This is a genomic window from Foetidibacter luteolus (assembly GCF_009650435.1).
GTDB lineage: Bacteria > Bacteroidota > Bacteroidia > Chitinophagales > Chitinophagaceae > Foetidibacter > Foetidibacter luteolus.
In genome coordinates this window covers 22,143-40,039 of the sequence record NZ_VVIP01000070.1, presented here as the reverse complement: position 1 = coordinate 40,039, position 17,897 = coordinate 22,143, and the positions used below count along the sequence as shown (strand labels likewise).

14 protein-coding genes are annotated in these 17,897 nt (G+C 43.6%); 8 read left to right on the top strand and 6 right to left on the bottom strand.

The genetic code is table 11. The features are described 5' to 3' along the window. The first annotated feature begins 437 nt into the window (after positions 1-437). The 6 genes from F0364_RS23155 to F0364_RS23130 all read left to right on the top strand — a co-directional run bounded on the left by F0364_RS23155 (position 438) and on the right by F0364_RS23130 (position 8,261). Positions 438-1,775 (top strand): flippase, encoded by a 1,338-nt coding sequence (locus F0364_RS23155; protein ID WP_153800201.1) that lies wholly within the window; start codon positions 438-440, stop codon positions 1,773-1,775. 3 nt (positions 1,776-1,778) lie between these two features. After that, entirely contained in the window at positions 1,779-2,690 is a 912-nt protein-coding gene (locus F0364_RS23150; RefSeq protein WP_153800200.1) for a glycosyltransferase family 2 protein, read from the top strand. Beyond that, complete coding sequence (locus F0364_RS23145; RefSeq protein WP_153800199.1) at positions 2,687-3,883, top strand: glycosyltransferase family 4 protein; 1,197 nt, start codon at positions 2,687-2,689, stop codon at positions 3,881-3,883. Before F0364_RS23150 ends, F0364_RS23145 begins: the two co-directional genes overlap by 4 nt. After that, positions 3,876-4,922 carry a glycosyltransferase family 4 protein gene (locus F0364_RS23140; RefSeq protein ID WP_153800198.1) on the top strand — a complete coding sequence of 349 codons (1,047 nt, stop codon included), beginning with the start codon at positions 3,876-3,878 and terminating at the stop codon, positions 4,920-4,922. The genes F0364_RS23145 and F0364_RS23140 overlap by 8 nt, the downstream gene beginning before the upstream one ends. A 915-nt stretch (positions 4,923-5,837) precedes the next feature. Then, entirely contained in the window at positions 5,838-6,992 is a 1,155-nt protein-coding gene (locus F0364_RS23135; RefSeq protein WP_153800197.1) for a glycosyltransferase, read from the top strand. A 9-nt stretch (positions 6,993-7,001) separates the two neighbouring features. After that, complete coding sequence (locus F0364_RS23130) at positions 7,002-8,261, top strand: hypothetical protein (RefSeq protein WP_153800196.1); 1,260 nt, start codon at positions 7,002-7,004, stop codon at positions 8,259-8,261. A gap of 350 nt (positions 8,262-8,611) precedes the next feature. On the opposite strand, the gene F0364_RS23125 is transcribed toward F0364_RS23130, so the two are convergent. Next, positions 8,612-10,048 (bottom strand): undecaprenyl-phosphate glucose phosphotransferase, encoded by a 1,437-nt coding sequence (locus F0364_RS23125; protein WP_153800195.1) that lies wholly within the window; start codon positions 10,046-10,048, stop codon positions 8,612-8,614. Positions 10,049-10,224: 176 nt separating this feature from the next. Between F0364_RS23125 and F0364_RS23120 the strand changes: the two genes are divergently transcribed. Together F0364_RS23120 and F0364_RS23115 are read left to right on the top strand one after the other, a co-directional pair. Beyond that, positions 10,225-12,510, top strand: coding sequence for a right-handed parallel beta-helix repeat-containing protein (locus F0364_RS23120; RefSeq protein ID WP_153800194.1), 2,286 nt, complete (start codon positions 10,225-10,227; stop codon positions 12,508-12,510). Positions 12,511-12,679: 169 nt separating this feature from the next. Further along, positions 12,680-13,516 carry a hypothetical protein gene (locus F0364_RS23115; RefSeq protein ID WP_153800193.1) on the top strand — a complete coding sequence of 279 codons (837 nt, stop codon included), beginning with the start codon at positions 12,680-12,682 and terminating at the stop codon, positions 13,514-13,516. A gap of 27 nt (positions 13,517-13,543) precedes the next feature. Here the strand turns inward: F0364_RS23115 and F0364_RS29345 are convergent, their stop codons facing one another. From F0364_RS29345 to F0364_RS23095, 5 genes are all read right to left on the bottom strand, one after another. Next, a complete protein-coding gene (locus F0364_RS29345) occupies positions 13,544-13,666 on the bottom strand; it encodes a hypothetical protein (RefSeq protein ID WP_262885415.1) in 123 nt (40 codons plus the stop codon). 321 nt (positions 13,667-13,987) lie between these two features. Next, positions 13,988-14,506 carry a ribosome maturation factor RimM gene (rimM, locus tag F0364_RS23110; RefSeq protein WP_153800192.1) on the bottom strand — a complete coding sequence of 173 codons (519 nt, stop codon included), beginning with the start codon at positions 14,504-14,506 and terminating at the stop codon, positions 13,988-13,990. Positions 14,507-14,542: 36 nt separating this feature from the next. Then, positions 14,543-15,811: an alpha-amylase family glycosyl hydrolase gene (locus tag F0364_RS23105; RefSeq protein WP_153800191.1), complete on the bottom strand. Its 1,269-nt coding sequence runs from the start codon at positions 15,809-15,811 to the stop codon at positions 14,543-14,545. A 147-nt stretch (positions 15,812-15,958) separates the two neighbouring features. Continuing rightward, positions 15,959-16,984, bottom strand: coding sequence for a PorP/SprF family type IX secretion system membrane protein (locus tag F0364_RS23100; RefSeq protein ID WP_153800190.1), 1,026 nt, complete (start codon positions 16,982-16,984; stop codon positions 15,959-15,961). A 148-nt stretch (positions 16,985-17,132) separates the two neighbouring features. Continuing rightward, a complete protein-coding gene (locus F0364_RS23095) occupies positions 17,133-17,771 on the bottom strand; it encodes a WbqC family protein (protein WP_153800189.1) in 639 nt (212 codons plus the stop codon). Positions 17,772-17,897 lie beyond the last annotated feature (126 nt).

Here is a 17,897-nt window from a genome sequence, read left to right as displayed (position 1 = left end):
CGGCGCCAAAGCACCTTCTTTTCCTAATAGTGGCTTTCCACTCTTGAGTTGTTCCAGGGCCTTGTTCTTCACGGCCTCGTAATCAAACCCGAACGGTGTTTCTGTTTTTGACTTCATCTTGATGTGTTAAAGGTTATCTTATTTTTTAACCTTGACACAGTTTATTTTACAGCCTCTGCGTCGCACTCTTGTGCTGCAGCAATTCTATTCAGCAATGCTGCAGTGGCCCGCCCTGAGCAGAACGAAGGGCCCGTTCTTTACGCGGCAATCAACATATCGCCCTTCCCTGGGCTTTTCGGTGTTTATATATACATTATCCGGCTTATGCCCAACCGCTTCACATTCAGGTTGGTTTTTCTTTTTTCAGCAATAATTATCAAATGGCAACTTTTTTGCTTATACATTGCAGTTTAACCTGAAAGCACTTTTTGTCCCCCATGTCTAAAAGCCGCACATTAACAAAAAATTTTGGTTCACTGTCTGTAATACAGGCTGCCAATTTTTTTATTCCTTTTATCACATTGCCTTTTATAGTGCGTGTAATTGGGCCGGATAAGTTTGGCGTGCTGAATTTTTTAACCGCTTTTGTTGTTTATTTTACCCTTCTCATCAATTACGGTTTCGATTATACCGCTACCCGCAAAGTTGCCCAAAACAGGCATAACCATTCCTTAATAGAAGAAAGTTTCTCGGTAATATTTTATGCCAAGCTCCTGCTCTTTGCAGTTTCGGCGGCTTTGTTCTTTGTATGCGCCTTATTTGTACCGCAGATAAAGGAAAACCTGTGGGTAGGCGTATTTTGTTTTGCAGGGTGTTTTGCCAACGTATTTTTTACCAACTGGTTATTCCAGGGTATGGAGCAGTTGCAAAAGGCAACCATCTTTAACCTGGTGGCCAAACTGCTGTTTTGCGTCTCCATCTTTTTGGTAATAAGGCAAAAAGAAGATTACTGGTGGTTCGCGGTACTGTCATCATTGTCGCAGGTATTGGCTGGTGTGGCTTTATTCTTCTATGCCAAAAAACGCTTCCACCTGCGCATGATACAAGTGCCGTTCCGTAAGGTTAAGGAAACGCTTTTTACAGACAGGATGATCTTTATCTCCACCCTTATGATAAGCCTTTACACAACCAGCAACACTGTAATGCTCGGCCTGTTGAAAGACGATGCGGATGTTGGCATTTTCACCGCCGCGGCACGTATTATTTCCGTAGTGCAAACCCTGGCGCTTATGCCGGTAAGCCAAACACTTTTCCCGCATATTGGCACCGCGTTTGGCACAGGTAAACCAAATGGGCTGCTGGAAGTAAAAAAAGTTTTTCCCGTTGTTATGTTTTTCATGTTTATTACCAGCCTCCTGTTATTTGTTTTTGCCCCGTTGATTATACATGTAATCTTTGGCGATGCCTTTAATTCATCTGTAATGGTCATGCGCATTATGGCTATCAACCCGTTGATCATCTGCATGAGCAACCTTATGGGCATTCAAACCATGCTTAACCTTAAAATGGATAAGCAATATTTCAGGATTACCTGCCTGGGCGCTGTCATCAATATTGCACTTAATCTTTTTCTCACAAACCTGTATTCCTATACAGGCACAGCAATATCATGGGCAATAACCGAATTGTGCATAGCTGCCGCAATGGCATTTACTTTGCATAAGTATCACATCTCTGTTTTCGACCGGAATTTTTTCAACTGGAAATACCTGGTTAAAATAAACCGGCAGTTGCTGAATGTTTTCAGCAGCAAAATGAAACTATCAAAAAATTAAGCTTTGTCAATTTTTACGAATAAGAAAATAGCCGTTGTAGTAGTTACTTATAACAGGCTTAATTTATTAAAAGACTGCATTAATGCCATCCGCTCGCAAACAACGGCTTACGAAAAGCTGATTGTCGTAAATAATGGAAGCACGGATGAAACACCCGCCTGGCTTGACAGCCAGGGCGACCTGGATGTAATTCACCAGAAAAATGTGGGCAGCGCCGGCGGATTTTATACCGGTGTTAAATATGCCTGTGAAAAAGAGTACGATTATATATGGCTGATGGATGACGATGTAATGGTAAGCGCCACGGCCCTTGAAAATCTCCAGGAAGGTTTAAACATAACGGGCGACTTTTCCTTCGGCTGCAGCAAAGTAATAAGCAAAGACGGCGTGTTTATTAATGCGCCCAATATTGATGATAAGATGTCGGCTTACAATTACCCGGTATGGGGGCAATTTGCAGAGCATGGCATTATAAGGGTAAAAAATGCAACATTCGTTTCTGTATTTATCAATGCGGCTTATTTGCAACAGGCAGGGCTGCCAGCTAAAGATTTTTTTATCTGGGGCGATGATATGGATTTTACCTACCGGCTCTCCCGTGTAGCGCCAGGTTATTTTATCGGCAACAGCATTGCCACACATTTCAGGGCCGACCCATCCTTTCCCAGCATCCTAACAGAAAAGGATGAACGCCGGATATCCATGCATTACTTCAACGTAAGGAACAACCTGTACATCAGCCGCAAATACAAATCAAAAAAAGAAATGCTGCTGGATGTACTGCATTGCTGGAAGATTATCTTCTATTGTCTTTTTCTGCAGAAAGGCTTAAAAAAAGCTGGCATATACCTCAAGGGTTTTTGGGCTGGCCTGTTTTTTAACCCACCGGTTATTTATCCCAATCAAAAATTATGAGGCTGCTATTCATTAACAGCTTGTATTACCCCAATCATATTGGCGGGGCTGAGGTATCGGTGCAAACCCTGGCAGAAACACTGGCTGGCCAGGGCCATGAAGTTTTTGTGTTGTCTCTCGGTTCAAAAGAATACAGTACCAGCCACAATGGCGTAAACTGTTACTTTATCCGTACCAGTAATCTTTACAGCATAACCGAAGCCAAACAGCAGCACGGCTGGAAAAAACTAGTTTGGCATTTACTGGATTCCTTCAATTTTTTATACCGCAGAAAAATAAAAAGCCTGCTGGCTCAAATACAACCCGATGTTGTTAACAGCAACAACATTCAAGGCTTCTCCCCTTTTATATGGCGTGTTATAAAACAGCAAGGCTTGCCGCTTGTGCATACCATGCGGGATTATTACCTTATGTGTTACCGTACAACGCTGTTTAAAAACAACAGTAATTGCAACGGCCTTTGTACCATGTGCAACCTTACTTACCAGTTAAAAAAAGGCTTCTTTAAATACCCGGATGCATTTATTGCCATCAGCCGTTTTACCGCGCAACAGCATATAGCTTACAAGGTAATCAACAACAAGCCCATACAGGTAATAGCCAACAGTGTACTGCCGCAGCAGCAGGTTACCGCCAATCAACCAGGCGATAACATCGTATTCGGGTTTATTGGTAAAGTAATACCGGAAAAAGGTATTGAATACCTTCTTGAAGAAATACGCAGCCTGCCCGCTGGCAGCAACTACCAACTGTTGATAGCAGGCGCTTACGAACCTGCTTACAAAAAGTACCTTGATGAGCAATATGGCGTGGCAGACAACATACAGTTTGCCGGTAAAATGAATGCGGCTCACTTCTATAACCAGGTTAATGTTGTTATCGTTCCTTCTTTATGGAACGAGCCTTTTGGCAGGGTGCCCGTGGAAGCTGCTAACTTTAACCGGCCTGTATGCATTGCAAACGTTGGCGGCCTGCAGGATTTATATGATAGTTCCTGCATGTGGCAGTTCAGCATGGTTAAAGGCAGCCTGGCCGGCATACTTGCCGCCATCATTGGCCAGCCTGCACAGGTGCAGGAGAAAACAGCAGGCTGTAAAACATACGCCCAAAAATTTAACCCGGCTTATACCGCTGAGCAGTTCACCCGTTTTGTAACTGAAATTATTAACCTTCAAAAAAAGCGGCATGGCTAACGCATACATCAACGGCAAATACCTGTCGCAAAAATTAAGCGGTGTACAGCGTTATGCACACGAACTGGTAACACACCTGCCCACACACACAACAGTAATTGCGCCGGGCAATAACAATGCAGCCGCTTACAATACCGCATACGGTTTTCAAACAACTGGCACCAATGGTTCTATCTTGTGGGAGCAGTTTAAACTGCCATCTTACCTGCGCCGCAACAACAGGCCGCTGCTGGTTAATCTTTGCAATGCCGCACCTGTATTGTACAGCAACAAAATATCCTGCATTCACGATATCGCTTTTATACGTTACCCGCAATTCTTTTCAAAAAGCTTTTACTGGTATTATAAAATACTTATTTCGCTGGTGGTTAAAACAAGCCGGCATCTTATTACCGTAAGCCAATTTTCCAAAGCCGAGCTGATGGAGCATTACAAATTGAAGGAAAATCAAATTACTGTTATACCCAATGCCAGCTCTTTAAACAGGCAGCAAACAGGTATTTTGCCCCCGCATGCCAGGCCTTATTTTTTGTTCGTAGGTTCTCTTGACCCACGTAAAAATTTAACCCTGTTGCTGGAAGCTTATACAAAGGCTAATCTTAAAGATATTGACCTGCTGGTTGTTGGCGCTTCACACAAATCATTCAACACCGGTATAGCGCAAAAAATAGCTGCTTACCGCGATAAACCCGGTATTATTTTTCTGCAAAATGTTGATGATGCCATGCTGTGCAACCTGTATGCGTATGCGGTAGCAATGGTAGCGCCATCCTTTTATGAAGGCTTTGGCCTTCCGTTAATTGAAGCATTGTCATTCGGGTGCCCGGTATTGGCGTCGGGCATTCCTTCCTTTCGAGAGGTTGCTGGCCGGGCCGCCAGGTATTTTAACCCGGAGGATGCTGACCAGCTTGCCGGCCTGTTACGGGAAACAGGCACCAGAAGAGAACAGCATAACCAGGCAGCATTGCAGGTACAGCAAAAATATTCCTGGGCAAAGTCAGCGGAAAAACTGAAAGCGCTTATTGAGCAGTATGCCTGAATAAAGCATTATAATACCAGCTATGGCCTTTCACAGCATCGCCGGTTGCGTCGCAAGCACTTCATCGTTCGGTTCTTTGGGCATCTTTTCAGACCCGGATAGGATGTCTTAACCAGGATTTCATCTGATATTACTGATTGAGCTGATGGTTGCAGTGTCTGCCGCCTTTGGCGCCAGACACGTTGCTGCTGGTTGTGTATAAAAATTGTTTTGGACTCACCAACTTTTTTTAAAACAAAAAAAAGACTGACGGCAGGATGTGGTGCCGTAGCTGGTGCGTGAAGACACGCACCAGGGGAAAGGAATAGAGGCAGGGCCTTACTATGTCCCAAAGGGACATGTTGTGGGTAGAATAGCCATTCGGGTTCCTATGTTCCAGAGGAACATTTTGTACTCATCCCTGCAGATACAAGCACAAAGCGTTCCTCTGGAACGCGGTCAACACCCTATGATGTTCTACCTACAAAGTGTTCCGCCGGAACACAGGTTGCGAATACGCTTACTCTACCTAATACTATATTCAGCATTCCTTGTTCGATATTTTATCGTGAATGGTGAGTGGTGAATCGTGAGTGGGGCATCATTCCTTGTTCCTTGTTCGATATTCCCCGGCTTTTCCTTTTCTTCCGTGCCTCCGTGGCATTCGGAGTTTTGCCCGCAACGTTTCTGGCGCCAAAGGCGGCAGAAACTCATCTTCTCTCCCTGGTGCGTGTCTCCACGCACCAGCCCTACCCGGGTCTGAAAAGACGCCATGAAAAACAGAACGATGAAGTGCTTGCGACGCAACAGGCGATGCCATAAAATACCATCGCTGGTATCATAATAATGCCGGTGTTGCAGCCCTGCAAACAAAGCAGCACCAATCGTTGTTAAATTGCAAACATTGGCTTGAATGTTGTTTTAGAATGCTAACTTATGAAGATAGCCATAGTACATGATGAACTGGTAAGACGCGGCGGTGGGGAGCAGGTTGCCTTAAGTATGCATAAGGCGTTTCCTGATGCGCCGGTTTATACGCTTTGCTACGACCCGGCTAAAACCTACCCGGAGTTTAAGAAAGCGAAAGTGGTTACATCGTGGTTTCAAAAAATAGGCAGCAGCGAAAAGCTTATAAAGATGCTGTATTTCCCGTTTGCCATACTGGCAATGCGTTCTATTAAGCTAAAGGGCTATGATGTGGTGTTAATCTCGACTACGCACTGTGGCAAATTTATACGCACAGATAAGAAAGCAACGGTTATTACCTACTGCCATACGCCGTTCCGTTTTGCGTTCAGGCCGCATTCATATGAAAGTGTGGCTAACTCTAACTGGCTGGTAAAGCGAATTTTTTTAACGGCGTCGTGGATATTGCGCAGCCTTGACCGCGCCGCCACCGAAAACACCGACTGGTTTATCACCAATGCACGGCAGGTTGTTGAGCGCATTAAAAATGCCTACCACCCCAGCAAACCGGTAACAGTTATTAACCCGCCTGTTAACCTTGACAATTTTTATATTACAGACACAGTAAAAGACTACTACCTGGTGGTGTGCAGGCTGGAAGCCTACAAAAAAGTTGACCTGGTTATTGAAGCATTTAACAGCATGCCGAACCGCAAACTTATTGTAGTGGGCAAGGGTTCTATGGAAGAGGCGCTGCACCAGATGGCGGCGCCTAATACAACCTTTCAGCATTCACTTAACGCTAAGCAACTGGCTACGTTGTATGCAGAGTGCAAGGCTTTAATTTTTCCGCAATATGAAGATTATGGTATTACACCGCTGGAAGCTGCTGCTTCGGGCAGGCCGGTTATTGCATTTGGGCAGGGCGGTGTGCTTGAAACCATGATACCTTACAAAGACAACAGTAAAACCGCTACCGCGGTATTTTTTAACAGCCAGACTCCCGGGGCATTAACCGATGCTATAAACGAATTTGAACAGCTTAGCTTTGACCCTTATTTTATAAGGCGGCATGCTGAAAAATTTGAGGAAGTAACTTTTATACAGAAGCTGAAAGAGTTTATTTACAGCAAAACTGTAGTGCCCATGCAGGTAGCAGGCAAGGCCCAAATATCTCCTTATTAACCGGTAAATATGAACAAGGCTTTACAACCCGCTATTAACACTTACCTGTGTGTACTGCTGTCTATAGCGGCATTTGTTTCTATTGTGGTAATGCCTTCTAATTCTTTCACGGTTCCCTCCTACCTGCTCATTTATCTTTTCTTTCCGGTAATGGTGCTTTATGATTTTAACAACGGCAAACCGTTGCTAAGGGAACTGTTGTTGTTTACTGCCGTATTTCTTTTACTTAACCTGCTGGCGCAGGCCAATAACCATTACAGCAACCTGCACCTTTGCGGCGACCTTGATTTTGTGGAAAAAGTTGACAGGAACAACATTATGTTCCGCAAGACGATGATTACACAATCGCTGTACTGGTATGCAGGCTTCCTGTTATACCTGTACCTTAAATACTACGCGGAAAATAAACACCTGAAATATTTTTACATAAGCCTTGCACTTCTTGCCTTGTATGGTTTGCTGGAAATTATCATTTACCAGTTTACCGGCAGCAATGGAGATTTTCTCAGCAACAAAATGTTCAACAACAAGCCTGGTACCGGCAGCCTTTTTCAAACCATTACCATTTCCGGCCATGCCTTTCAACGGCTGAAAAGCCTTACGGGGGAATCATCTATGTACGCGTTTTCAGTAGTGCCTTTTATGATGCTTTGCATACCATTGAAAAAGTATAAACCGTTGGTGCTTTTCTGTGTAACACTGGCTTTAAGCCTTTCTACTTCGGCATTTATAGGCTTTGCCTGTTTAATACCAGCCATGTTTATTGCTTACCCTGCGTGGCGTAAAAAAATTGCTTTTAGTTTATTAGGTATTGTGCTGGTGGTGTTATTGTTATACCTGGTAAGCGATAACATAAAAACAGTTTTGAACAATCTACTGTTGGACAAACTGAGCGGGGAAAACCGCTCTGGCATAGAGCGCAGCCGTTATTTTGCGCATCAAATAAATTATTGGAAAAACGACCTGAATTTTAGCGGAAAACTTATTGGTGTGGGCTTTGGTTATGTACGTTCCAGCGATTTTTTCTCTACCCTGCTGGTTAATAACGGTATTATAGGGCTGCTTGCTTTTACCTTCTTCTATTTTAAGCATGCTTTTGCAGCATTGCAGCCCAGGGATATAAAAGTATTTTACATAGCCGCTTTGTTTGCTACCTATCTTATTATGATGGTTGCCGTGCCGGAGTTTGCCTACCTGTCGTTGTGGATATTGCTTGCTTTTCCCTATTTCTACCAGAGAAACAAACCTTCTGTAGCGCAGGGAAATTGATAGCGCCAATTATTATTTTTATTATGCTTATTAGCCATCACTGATGCATTGCTGTAAGAACTCTTGTTGGCTGCCGGATAATGTGAATTAAGTTAAGGAAAAGGCTGTCAGGTTGAGCTTGTCGAAACCGGGCAATACAAGTAGTGGCTTTTTCAGCAATCATCTCCGGCAGTCTCGGGTCGACAGTTTAAGCTAACAACATTGGACCGTAAGGTTGAAGCACAAAACAGCCAAAAACAATTGACTGGCTTTTGAAGAAACTTACGAACGAAGCTTTACGGGAACTACAGTCGAAAAATGCACATTGCAGACGGAAGCATCAAAACAAAAAAGGGAAATAATATAATCGCTCAGTATGCTGTCTTCTCGCCTTTGAAGACGTTCCACACCGTACGGAAGATAATTTTTATATCCAGCCAAAGGCTCCAGTGTTCCATATACCATATATCGTGTTCTACACGTTGCTCCATAAGGTCATTGGTCTCCGTACCGCCGCGAAAGCCATTTACCTGGGCCCATCCGGTAATGCCAGGCTTGGCAAAATGCCTTACCATAAACCGGCTGATGATGGCGCTGTACTGGGCCGTATGAGATAACATGTGCGGACGTGGTCCTACTACACTCATATCCCCACTAAGCACATTAAAAAACTGGGGCAGTTCGTCCATGCTGGTCTTGCGCAGTATTTTACCGATGGTGGTAACCCTGTCATCATTAACAGAAGCCTGCTTGCTGTCACTATCACTGTTCGGCTTCATAGTCCGGAACTTGTAGCACAGAAAAGATTTGTTATCCTGGCCGGAACGGAGTTGTTTAAACATAACCGGCCCCTTTGAGCTTAGCTTGATGGCTATAGCGATAATGGGGTAAAGCCAGCTTAAAATAAAAATGATAACAAACAGGCTGAAGAAAATATCGAACATTCTTTTAAATACCTGGTTGCGTATATCTTCCAGCGGCTCGCTGCGCAGGGAAATAACAGGCAACTGGTTGTTTAAGTAATTAACAGAATAAGATGGATTGATGATGCTGGAAAAATCCGGAACGAATTTAATACGCAGGCAATGCTGGTCAGCCTCCTGCACCAAACTTTTTATTCCGGCAGCATCCGGCAGCAAAGTAGAGTAGATCTCTTTGATGTCATTGTGCAACGCATAATTAATAATATCCTTTACAGGGCCTTTTACAAAATTGTTAAGGTTACCGCCGCCAAAGGCATTGTTGGTATGCTCAATCTGCTCGTTAATTACCTGGCTCTTTATAGATGCATCATCAAAAAAACCGCTGAATTCAAAAGCGGTTTTCTGGTCGTTAAAATATTGAGCCAGCTTCCGTGCTGTTTCATTAAAACCGATGATTGCAATCTTTTTGCGCTTGGTGGTGTTACGTACATAGTGATGCACGATTTTCTTTAATACAATACGGCTTAGGCATACGGTGATTATAAATTGTAAAAGAAAATACAGTGAAAAGCCAATGGTTATTTCAGGCTGTTTAACAAACGCCAGGTAAAAAGAAAAGAACAAGGTGAATATAAACAGTGAATTGATGGTGGTATTCTTTACATGCGAAAAACGGCCATAAGTTTTATGGTCGTACATTTTGAAAACCGCGGCAAACAAAAGCCATAGCAAATTAACCACATACAACAGGTTAACCCTTGTTTGTATGTGCATGTTTTCAAAAGACTCAAATATGTAAAAAGCTGCGAATAGTGCCCCGTTTAACAGTAAAACATCAAATAGGAGAAGCCCCACCCTAACAAAAAAATCAAATCTAGAACTCATACTTCGTGTTTTTCCGGATAGATTAAACTTGAAGATTACCTGGTTAGCGTAAAAAATCCTGCTAAACCATAAACAAGTACTGTGCCTATTTTTCAAGATGTTATAAACTAAACACTTCTGCAGGCATCAGGCATGATTTATGGAAGGGATGTACACCTAAAACACACCTGTTGACAATGATGGTTAAAAATATTTTTAAGGGTTTTATAATATTATTTTTTTTTACAACCGTCCTGAAAGCCTTCGGACAGCAGGAAACAAAAACTTTTAAAGCACAACATATTACAGAAATGCAGCAGGTGAAAGATACTGCTGCGGCTGTTTTACTGCAGCATGGTAAAATATCCGGACTGTTTTATTACAGTGCAGATACACTTGCTGATAACGGTACAAGCTTTAAGGCCACCGCTGTTGGCAACGGCACCTGGAAAAGGGAATATGATATTACAAAAGGCATTAATGTACAGTGGTTTGGCGCTGTTGGAGATGGCATTACCAACGACGCACCCGCACTTCAGCAGGCCATTATTACCGCAGCCAGGCAAAAAAATACGGCTATCATCCCTCCCGGCAATTATTTCATCCCATCGTCAGTAACGCTTTATATTCCAGGCAATAGTTCGTTACGTGGCATGCACCCGCAACAATCAAGGTTAATTACAGATTCGGCGTTTGTTCCGGCACACCCATCGCTGGTTAAGGTTACAGATAACAACGTTATAATAGAAAATCTTGGCTTCAGTGGCGGCAGGCCTTATGATGCTTCACAAAAATCTACTGCGGCCAAAGGAAGACATACCTTATTGAATATAAGTTTTGACAGCAGCGTATTAAAGAATATTCACATTAAAAACTGCGCATTCAGCGATTCTTATGGTCGCGGCATTGCTTACAAAGTAGAAAACTTTTCCGTAGAAGGCTGCGATTTCAGGCGCATTGGCAGGTACAATACAAAATTTGAAACTGTTGATGGCGCTATTACAAATTTTGGCCGCTATGGCAGCGCCAATGTAACCATACGCGATAATGTTTTCTCGTTTACAGGTACACATGCCATATCTTCCTCCAATACGGAAAACCTTAAAATACTTAACAATACTTTCAGCAATATTTCCGGTATTGCCTGCGGCAACCAGGCGTGCAGCAATGTACAGTTTGCTGGCAACAGCATTAACAATACCGGCGATAACGGCGTAGATTTTCAGCGCAGCAACAGGGTAGTTATCAGCGATAATTTTTTCATTAACAGCGGCGATAAAAATGCCGGGCATGCAGGCTCTGCCGCGGCCATATTCTTTGGTGATGATTATGGTACGGAAAAAGCCAACAACGTTGTTATCAGCAATAATTTTATCAAAGGCTCCTTCACTTTCCGCAAGGGCTCCGTGCCAGACATTCCCGAATACCAAAACTGCGGCATTTACCTGATAGATGTACAGCAGGCCAAAGTGGTAAATAACAACCTGCAAAATATAGGTGTACCGTTTCATATTTCTGATACCATCAACTCCAGGGAAGATGGCAACGGCATTATGATTGTAACCACCGCCAAAGGCAAAAGTGAAGATGTGCTGATAGACGGCAATTCATTCTTTAACATAAAGGCCAACGCCATTTATGCCAATGGCCAGAGCCGCGAAATAAAAATAAGTAACAACTATGTTAACCTTTTTGGCGTACATGGCATCTATATGAGTGCTGTAGCCACCAATCTTTTCAGCACTATTCACCACAATACTGTATTGGATGGCCGCAACCATTTTGGCAACAAAGTGGCTGCGGATATTTATTTTGAAGGCAAAGATGCCTGGGTAACGCAACTGAACATATCCGGTAACCAACTGCGTAATACCCCCCGAAAAAGTTATGCTACAAGAGAAGACAAAGTATCTACCACACACGGCATTTATTTTAATGCCCGTGGTTTTGCACGCTTCAATAACATTGTTGTAAAAGACAACCAGGTAACCGGTCACCTGCAGGATGAAATCGGCTTCTCCGAAGGTGTATCTGAATTTTTTGTGGTAAAAGGCAAGAACTCGCCCATTACCGGCTTCGGGCAAAATTATACAGGCACAACAGATGATAACACAGGCCTTATTGTTCCCGGGCTTAACCAGGCAGAAAAACCAGCCATCATCAGCGAAACATTCAGCAACAAAGAGCCCGGTTATGGCAACTATTCAGAAGGCTCTATTATACGCAATACCCAACCATCTAATGGCATTTATGCCTGGCTTGCGGTGGAAGGTGGTTTTGCTGCCGCTAACAGGTGGTCTGCAAAAGCCAAATACCACAAAGGCGAAGTGGTGTATGCAGGCGCTTATACCTACCAATGCGTTAAGGATGGCATCAGCGGCGCAGTGCTGATAAAAAAGGCCGATGGTATAATAACAGACGGCGAGGCTCAATGGCGGCTAATGGGCAAAAGGGCTGTTTTTAAAGCATTAAAAATACAATAGCTACACTGTTTCTTCCCAAGCAAACCAAACTTGTAAGTGGGCAGCATTTTACCTTGCTGCCCACTTATTTTTTATATGCAGGCAACTGTATTTTGCCGGCCAGCGTATAGTTAATGCAGAAGTGCACTTCCCTTATTAAATCAATTCCATCAACCTAAAGTTGTTTATTATGTTTATTTATAAAAGGGGATTGCTATGCGCTGCCATTGCACTCTGCATGCTAACCGTTTCCTGTTCTAAAGATGATGACACCACACCGCCCAAAGACATACAGCTTGCCAACAACGCTACACTGGGCGCTTACCTTACCGATAAAAACGGTATGACACTTTATTATTTTACGCTGGATGGCTCTGGCGCCTCTGCCTGCGCCGGCGGCTGCATTGCCAACTGGCCTGTTTACTACCAGGAAAACCCAACATTGGCCGATGGGTTGCACGATAGTGATTTCGCGGTTATTACCCGTACGGATGGCGCCAAACAAACCACTTATAAAGGATGGCCGCTGTACTATTTCGTGAATGATAAAAAGTCGGGGGATGTTAATGGCGAAGCTGTTAACAGCGTTTGGTTTGCCGCTAAACCGGATTACAGTGTAATGCTCGTAAACGCCCAACTGGTGGGGCACGACGGCAAAAACTACAAAAGCGATTACACCGAAGGCGATGGCGTTACCCAGTATTTAACCGACGAACATGGCCGCACTTTATACGCTTTTGCGCCAGATAAATTCAACACCAATACATTCACCAAGCCAGACCTTAGCAACAATGCCGTATGGCCTATGTATGAGCGCAGCGAAATAAAAGGCCTTCCGTCCACACTCACCAGGACAGATTTTGATACCATTCATGTACACGGCAAAATACAAATGACATTTAAGGGATGGCCGCTCTATTATTTTGGCCAGGATAATGGGGTACGGGGAAGCAACAAAGGCATCAGTTTTCCCAGGCCGGGTATATGGCCTGTTGTTAACAACAATTCTCCTGTGGCTCCCAACTAATACCAATGCAATTTAGTTGCACAGTTTTCAGCCCTGCGCTTTTTGGTATTGCCTTGCGGCAATGTTTAGACCAATATTTTTAAGATACCAGCGACATATTTTCATGGCATCATCGTTGCGTCGCAATCCTTTCATCGGCTGCTTTTTCATGGCATCTTTTCAGACCCGGATAGGTGGTGAGTAGTTGTGAATCGTGAGTGGTGAATGGTGAGTGGGGAATTGTGAATGGTGAGTGGTGAATAGTGAGTGGCTTTTCATTCTTCGTTCAGCATTCCTTGTTCCTTGTTCGATATTCGTGCCGTGAGTGGGGGCTTTTCATTCCTCGTTCAACTTTCCTTGTTCCTTGTTCGATATTCTCTACCCGGGGCTGAAAAGCCGCCCATTGAACAGAACGATGAAGTGCTTGCGACGCAACAGGCGATGCCACAGGGATATGTCGCTGGTATTATAAAACAAATGGACGGTGTTGTGTTATGCATAAATATCCAACAGGCCATCCGGCAGCTTTACATGCACTTCTTTTTTCTGCTGGTCTATTTTTTTCAGGGTTTCTCCATGAAGCGGGATGAGGGCTTCTTTGCCTTTGTAGTTAATCATCAACAGTACCTGGTGCGGTTGCTCTATCACTTCTTCCACTTTGCCCAACACATTACCTTCGTTAATCATGGTAAAACCAATAAGGGCAATGGGCGCCGTTTTACCAGCCAGCTTTCTAAAACTTTCTTCCTGCAGCCAAACCTGTTTTTGGTTAAGCTTGCGGGCAGCTTCTTTGCTGTCAATACCTTCCAGTTTTACATAAATTTCCGTTTCGTCCTTCGCTTTGCTCTCCTCTATAAAATAGGGCAGGTAAGAGCCCTTTATTTCTTCTACAAATAATGCTTCTGCCGCCTTTAATGTAGTCTTCTTGCCCAATGCATGTTGCACTATCACTTCTCCCTTAAGCCCGAAAGAAGCAACAATCTTTCCTATATTGATATAACTGGTTGACATAATATTATATACAAAAGTACGCCTGCTTTTACAGCATTATTCTGTTGCGAGCACTATATACTCCCAGGCCTGTAATTCAAACTGCTCCTCCCCTTTTAATGAATAAGTTAAGCCGGAGAACTGATTAGTATAAGTACCGGCGAGGTTTTGGTGCTTAATACTGAACTTTAACCGCTCAGCACCAGACAGGTTGAGCAGCACCAGAACCTTAGATGTACCGGTTACCCGTAAATAAGCCAGCACTTTATCATCAAAACCGGTAGGCAGCTCTGCAAGGTTATCATTGTAATGCAATGCTTTGTTTTGTTTTTTAAGGCTGAACAACGTTTTATAGAATTGGTGCAGGGCCAAGTTCTCCTGCCAGTCAATAAAATCTTTTTCAAAAAAAGACAGCCTTCTGAGGTTGGGCAACTCCTGCCCGCTATATAATAGCGGCGTGCCCGGCCAGGTAACACAGAATACGGCCAATGTTTTGGCGCCACTATCATACTTTTCATACTCGGTACCGTTCCAGCTATTTTCATCGTGGTTGGTGGTAAAGTAAAGCTTGGAAGCGCCGGCGGGGTATGCTCCGTATTTATGCAAAACATCCTTAAAGTGCTGCAACGATGCAGTGCCTTTAAATAACTTTTCGCTCACGTGCATCCACTCCCAGGCATAGCTTACGTCAAAAACTTCGTGATAAGCTTCCACATCACACTCAGCCAGCCAGAAAAGCGGTTTCAGTTTTTCACACTGCGCTCTGGCTTCCACCCAAAAATCCAGGGGTACCAGGTGCGCCATATCGCAGCGAAAACCATCTATGCCGCAATCTCTCACCCAAAAACGCATAGCATCAATTAAAGCCAGCCTCATTTCGGCATTGTAATAGTTTAGGTCTATAACATCGTTCCAGCCGTTGCGGTCGTAGAACTCCCCCTTTTCGTTTTTAACATACCAATCTGGGTGTTCGGTTGCCCAGTGGTGATCGTATCCGGTATGGTTGGCCACCCAGTCAATGATTAATTTAAAGCCCAGTTCATGGGCTTTGTTTACCAGGCCTTTAAAATCGTCCAGGTTGCCATACTCGGGGTTAATGGTCGTATAAGAGCTACATGCATAGTAGCTGCCCAGGGTACCCAGCCTTTTTTTTACGCTTATGGGGGTAATGGGCATAAGCCATAATATTTCTACGCCCATACCCCTAAGGCGGGGCAAATGCTGCTGAAAAGCGGCGAATGTACCTTCCCTGGTGTACTGGCGAATATTTACCTCGTAAATGTTAGCGCTTTTTGCCCAGTCTATACTGGCGAACCTGGTTGCCATACGGTTGCTGTTTGCAACAAAGAAATGGCATTATTGTGTAAACGCATGAGAGAAGTTGAGAGGAAGCTGCCAACAAAATTTAGTGCATGGTTTTACACGCTGCATTGGCAGCTTTTAACTTTAGGTAATTCATTAAAGGGTGACAGCCTACCACAGGTTGCGGGGGCACCAGTCATCGTAATTGTTGCCAATTAAAAAGCCGATAAGGATTTCGTGGGTACCGCGGCTGATGGTATTTAAGGCGGAGGTGGTAATATCGTAAGAGTAACCAAAATTAAACTTGCTGCTCACATTTACCCCAACCATGGCCGCATAGCCGTCTTTGTTTCTGTAAGAAGCGCCGGCCCATATAAAATCCTGGTACTGCAGTTTGGCGTTCAGGTCAAAACTTACCGGGGCGGAGGAAATGTATTTTATCATAGTAGAGGGCAGGAAGCTAAAATCTTCGCCCAGTAAAAACCGGTAACCGGCAGATAGAAACATGTGTGGGATAAGCCTGCCCTCGGTTGTTTTTACCATTTCATCTGCGTAAGTAAGCCTGGAGGGCACTATTTGCTGGGCTGCCAGGCCAATGAAATAATCCCTGGAATACAGCCAAAGCCCGGCGCTGATATCTGGCCTTACTTTATTAAGGTACCCGGAACTGGCTACTGCGGGGTCAACCGGGTTGCCGGAGCCAAAGTCAAGTTTGCTGTTGTCCAGCGACATATTTTGAAACCCAACAGAAATACCGGCACTAAGGCTGGTACGGGCGGCAATGGGCAAATGGTAGGAATATGTGCCGTAGGCGGCAAAACGGTTAAGCGGGCCGGCCCTGTCGTTAATAACGGTAAAACCAATGCCGGCATGTGGGTCAGTAGCTGTATAATCGTTCCAGTAGGCCTGCCCCCTGGGGTTTTCGCCCGGGGATTTGATGGTAGTAGCGTTTTCCCGTTGGCCTGCACTTTTTCTAAGCGGGCCCTGCACGGTAACATAAGTTGTTACCGGCGCACCTTCCAGCCCTACCCATTGGTGACGGTGGCTGGCTTTAACATCCCAGTAATCTTCTATACCGGCTACGGCGGGGTTTATAATAAAGTTATTTAAAACGTATTGCGTATAATGTGGCCGCTGTTGGGCATTGACAAAAAAGGCAGTAGTGAAAAACACGAGAACAGTTAGCTTCAGTTTCATGCTGCTGATATAGTTAGATATTGGTTCCTCCAAAATTCATGCTGGATTGAGTAAAGATAAGTAATGACAACCATTCGCTGGCTGGGCCGGACTTTTAAAAGCATTAAAATAAGCTTACAAGGTACTTGATAATACGTTAACGGTTAAACTAATCCCGGTTATTAAAATTGCCCAGTATCTGCGCAGTTGCAGGCCCCTCCATAAATAACATGTCCAGGATACTCAAATTGGGCTGAAAACCTATCCTGTCTTCAAATAATTGCGGGTAACGTATATAACTAAATGATTTATAATTATTTGGAAGAAATAAATCTCTTTTATCAATAAAATTTTGCCCTAACGCCTGTTCCTGCTCCAATAAAACAGGTTTCTCCATTTTCAGCAGCTTACAAAGCCATTCCAGAATTTCCAGATTTAATTGAAATAAATATTCAAACCGGGTATCCAGGATTCTTTCAAGGCTATGGGCATAATATTCAAACCAGGGAGAACGGGCATAACAGGACACGATGGTTCGCCAATGTTGTTGTTGCCAGTTATCCCGGTAACTGATTTTTACCTCCCGGTAGGGTAGCCGCTGGTTACGACCTTTTTCGATTGGTACCGACAAGTTGACGGTACCATTACTGCCTGCAACGATGCACCGGTTTCTGAAACTCATCTTTTTATAGCTGTCCCATAAAAAAATTGTAGTATTTGAAAAAGAAGACAAAATTTTTATGTAGTTAATACATGGAAAATATTGCAAATCAATAAGTAACAATTCTAAATTGTTATTGTTGTCCATAAAGTTGTTAGCAATTTATTTAGCACATTAATTAAATCTTGCTTGCGATATATTTTTATTATAAAATATTTCATTAAACAATATAACAAATTGTTTTTCTATTATTTATAAAATAAATTTAGTACT

Excerpts from the sequence above, each read along its gene's own strand:
- F0364_RS23155 (WP_153800201.1), top strand. The coding sequence starts at position 438 with ATGTCTAAAAGCCGCACATTAACAAAAAATTTTGGTTCACTGTCTGTA.
- F0364_RS23145 (WP_153800199.1), top strand. The coding sequence starts at position 2,687 with ATGAGGCTGCTATTCATTAACAGCTTGTATTACCCCAATCATATTGGC.
- F0364_RS23140 (WP_153800198.1), top strand. The coding sequence starts at position 3,876 with ATGGCTAACGCATACATCAACGGCAAATACCTGTCGCAAAAATTAAGC.
- F0364_RS23135 (WP_153800197.1), top strand. The coding sequence starts at position 5,838 with ATGAAGATAGCCATAGTACATGATGAACTGGTAAGACGCGGCGGTGGG.
- F0364_RS23130 (WP_153800196.1), top strand. The coding sequence starts at position 7,002 with ATGAACAAGGCTTTACAACCCGCTATTAACACTTACCTGTGTGTACTG.
- F0364_RS23125 (WP_153800195.1), bottom strand. The coding sequence starts at position 10,048 with ATGAGTTCTAGATTTGATTTTTTTGTTAGGGTGGGGCTTCTCCTATTT.
- F0364_RS23120 (WP_153800194.1), top strand. The coding sequence starts at position 10,225 with ATGATGGTTAAAAATATTTTTAAGGGTTTTATAATATTATTTTTTTTT.
- F0364_RS23115 (WP_153800193.1), top strand. The coding sequence starts at position 12,680 with ATGTTTATTTATAAAAGGGGATTGCTATGCGCTGCCATTGCACTCTGC.
- F0364_RS29345 (WP_262885415.1), bottom strand. The coding sequence starts at position 13,666 with ATGAAAAAGCAGCCGATGAAAGGATTGCGACGCAACGATGATGCCATG.
- rimM (WP_153800192.1), bottom strand. The coding sequence starts at position 14,506 with ATGTCAACCAGTTATATCAATATAGGAAAGATTGTTGCTTCTTTCGGG.
- F0364_RS23105 (WP_153800191.1), bottom strand. The coding sequence starts at position 15,811 with ATGGCAACCAGGTTCGCCAGTATAGACTGGGCAAAAAGCGCTAACATT.
- F0364_RS23100 (WP_153800190.1), bottom strand. The coding sequence starts at position 16,984 with ATGAAACTGAAGCTAACTGTTCTCGTGTTTTTCACTACTGCCTTTTTT.
- F0364_RS23095 (WP_153800189.1), bottom strand. The coding sequence starts at position 17,771 with ATGGACAACAATAACAATTTAGAATTGTTACTTATTGATTTGCAATAT.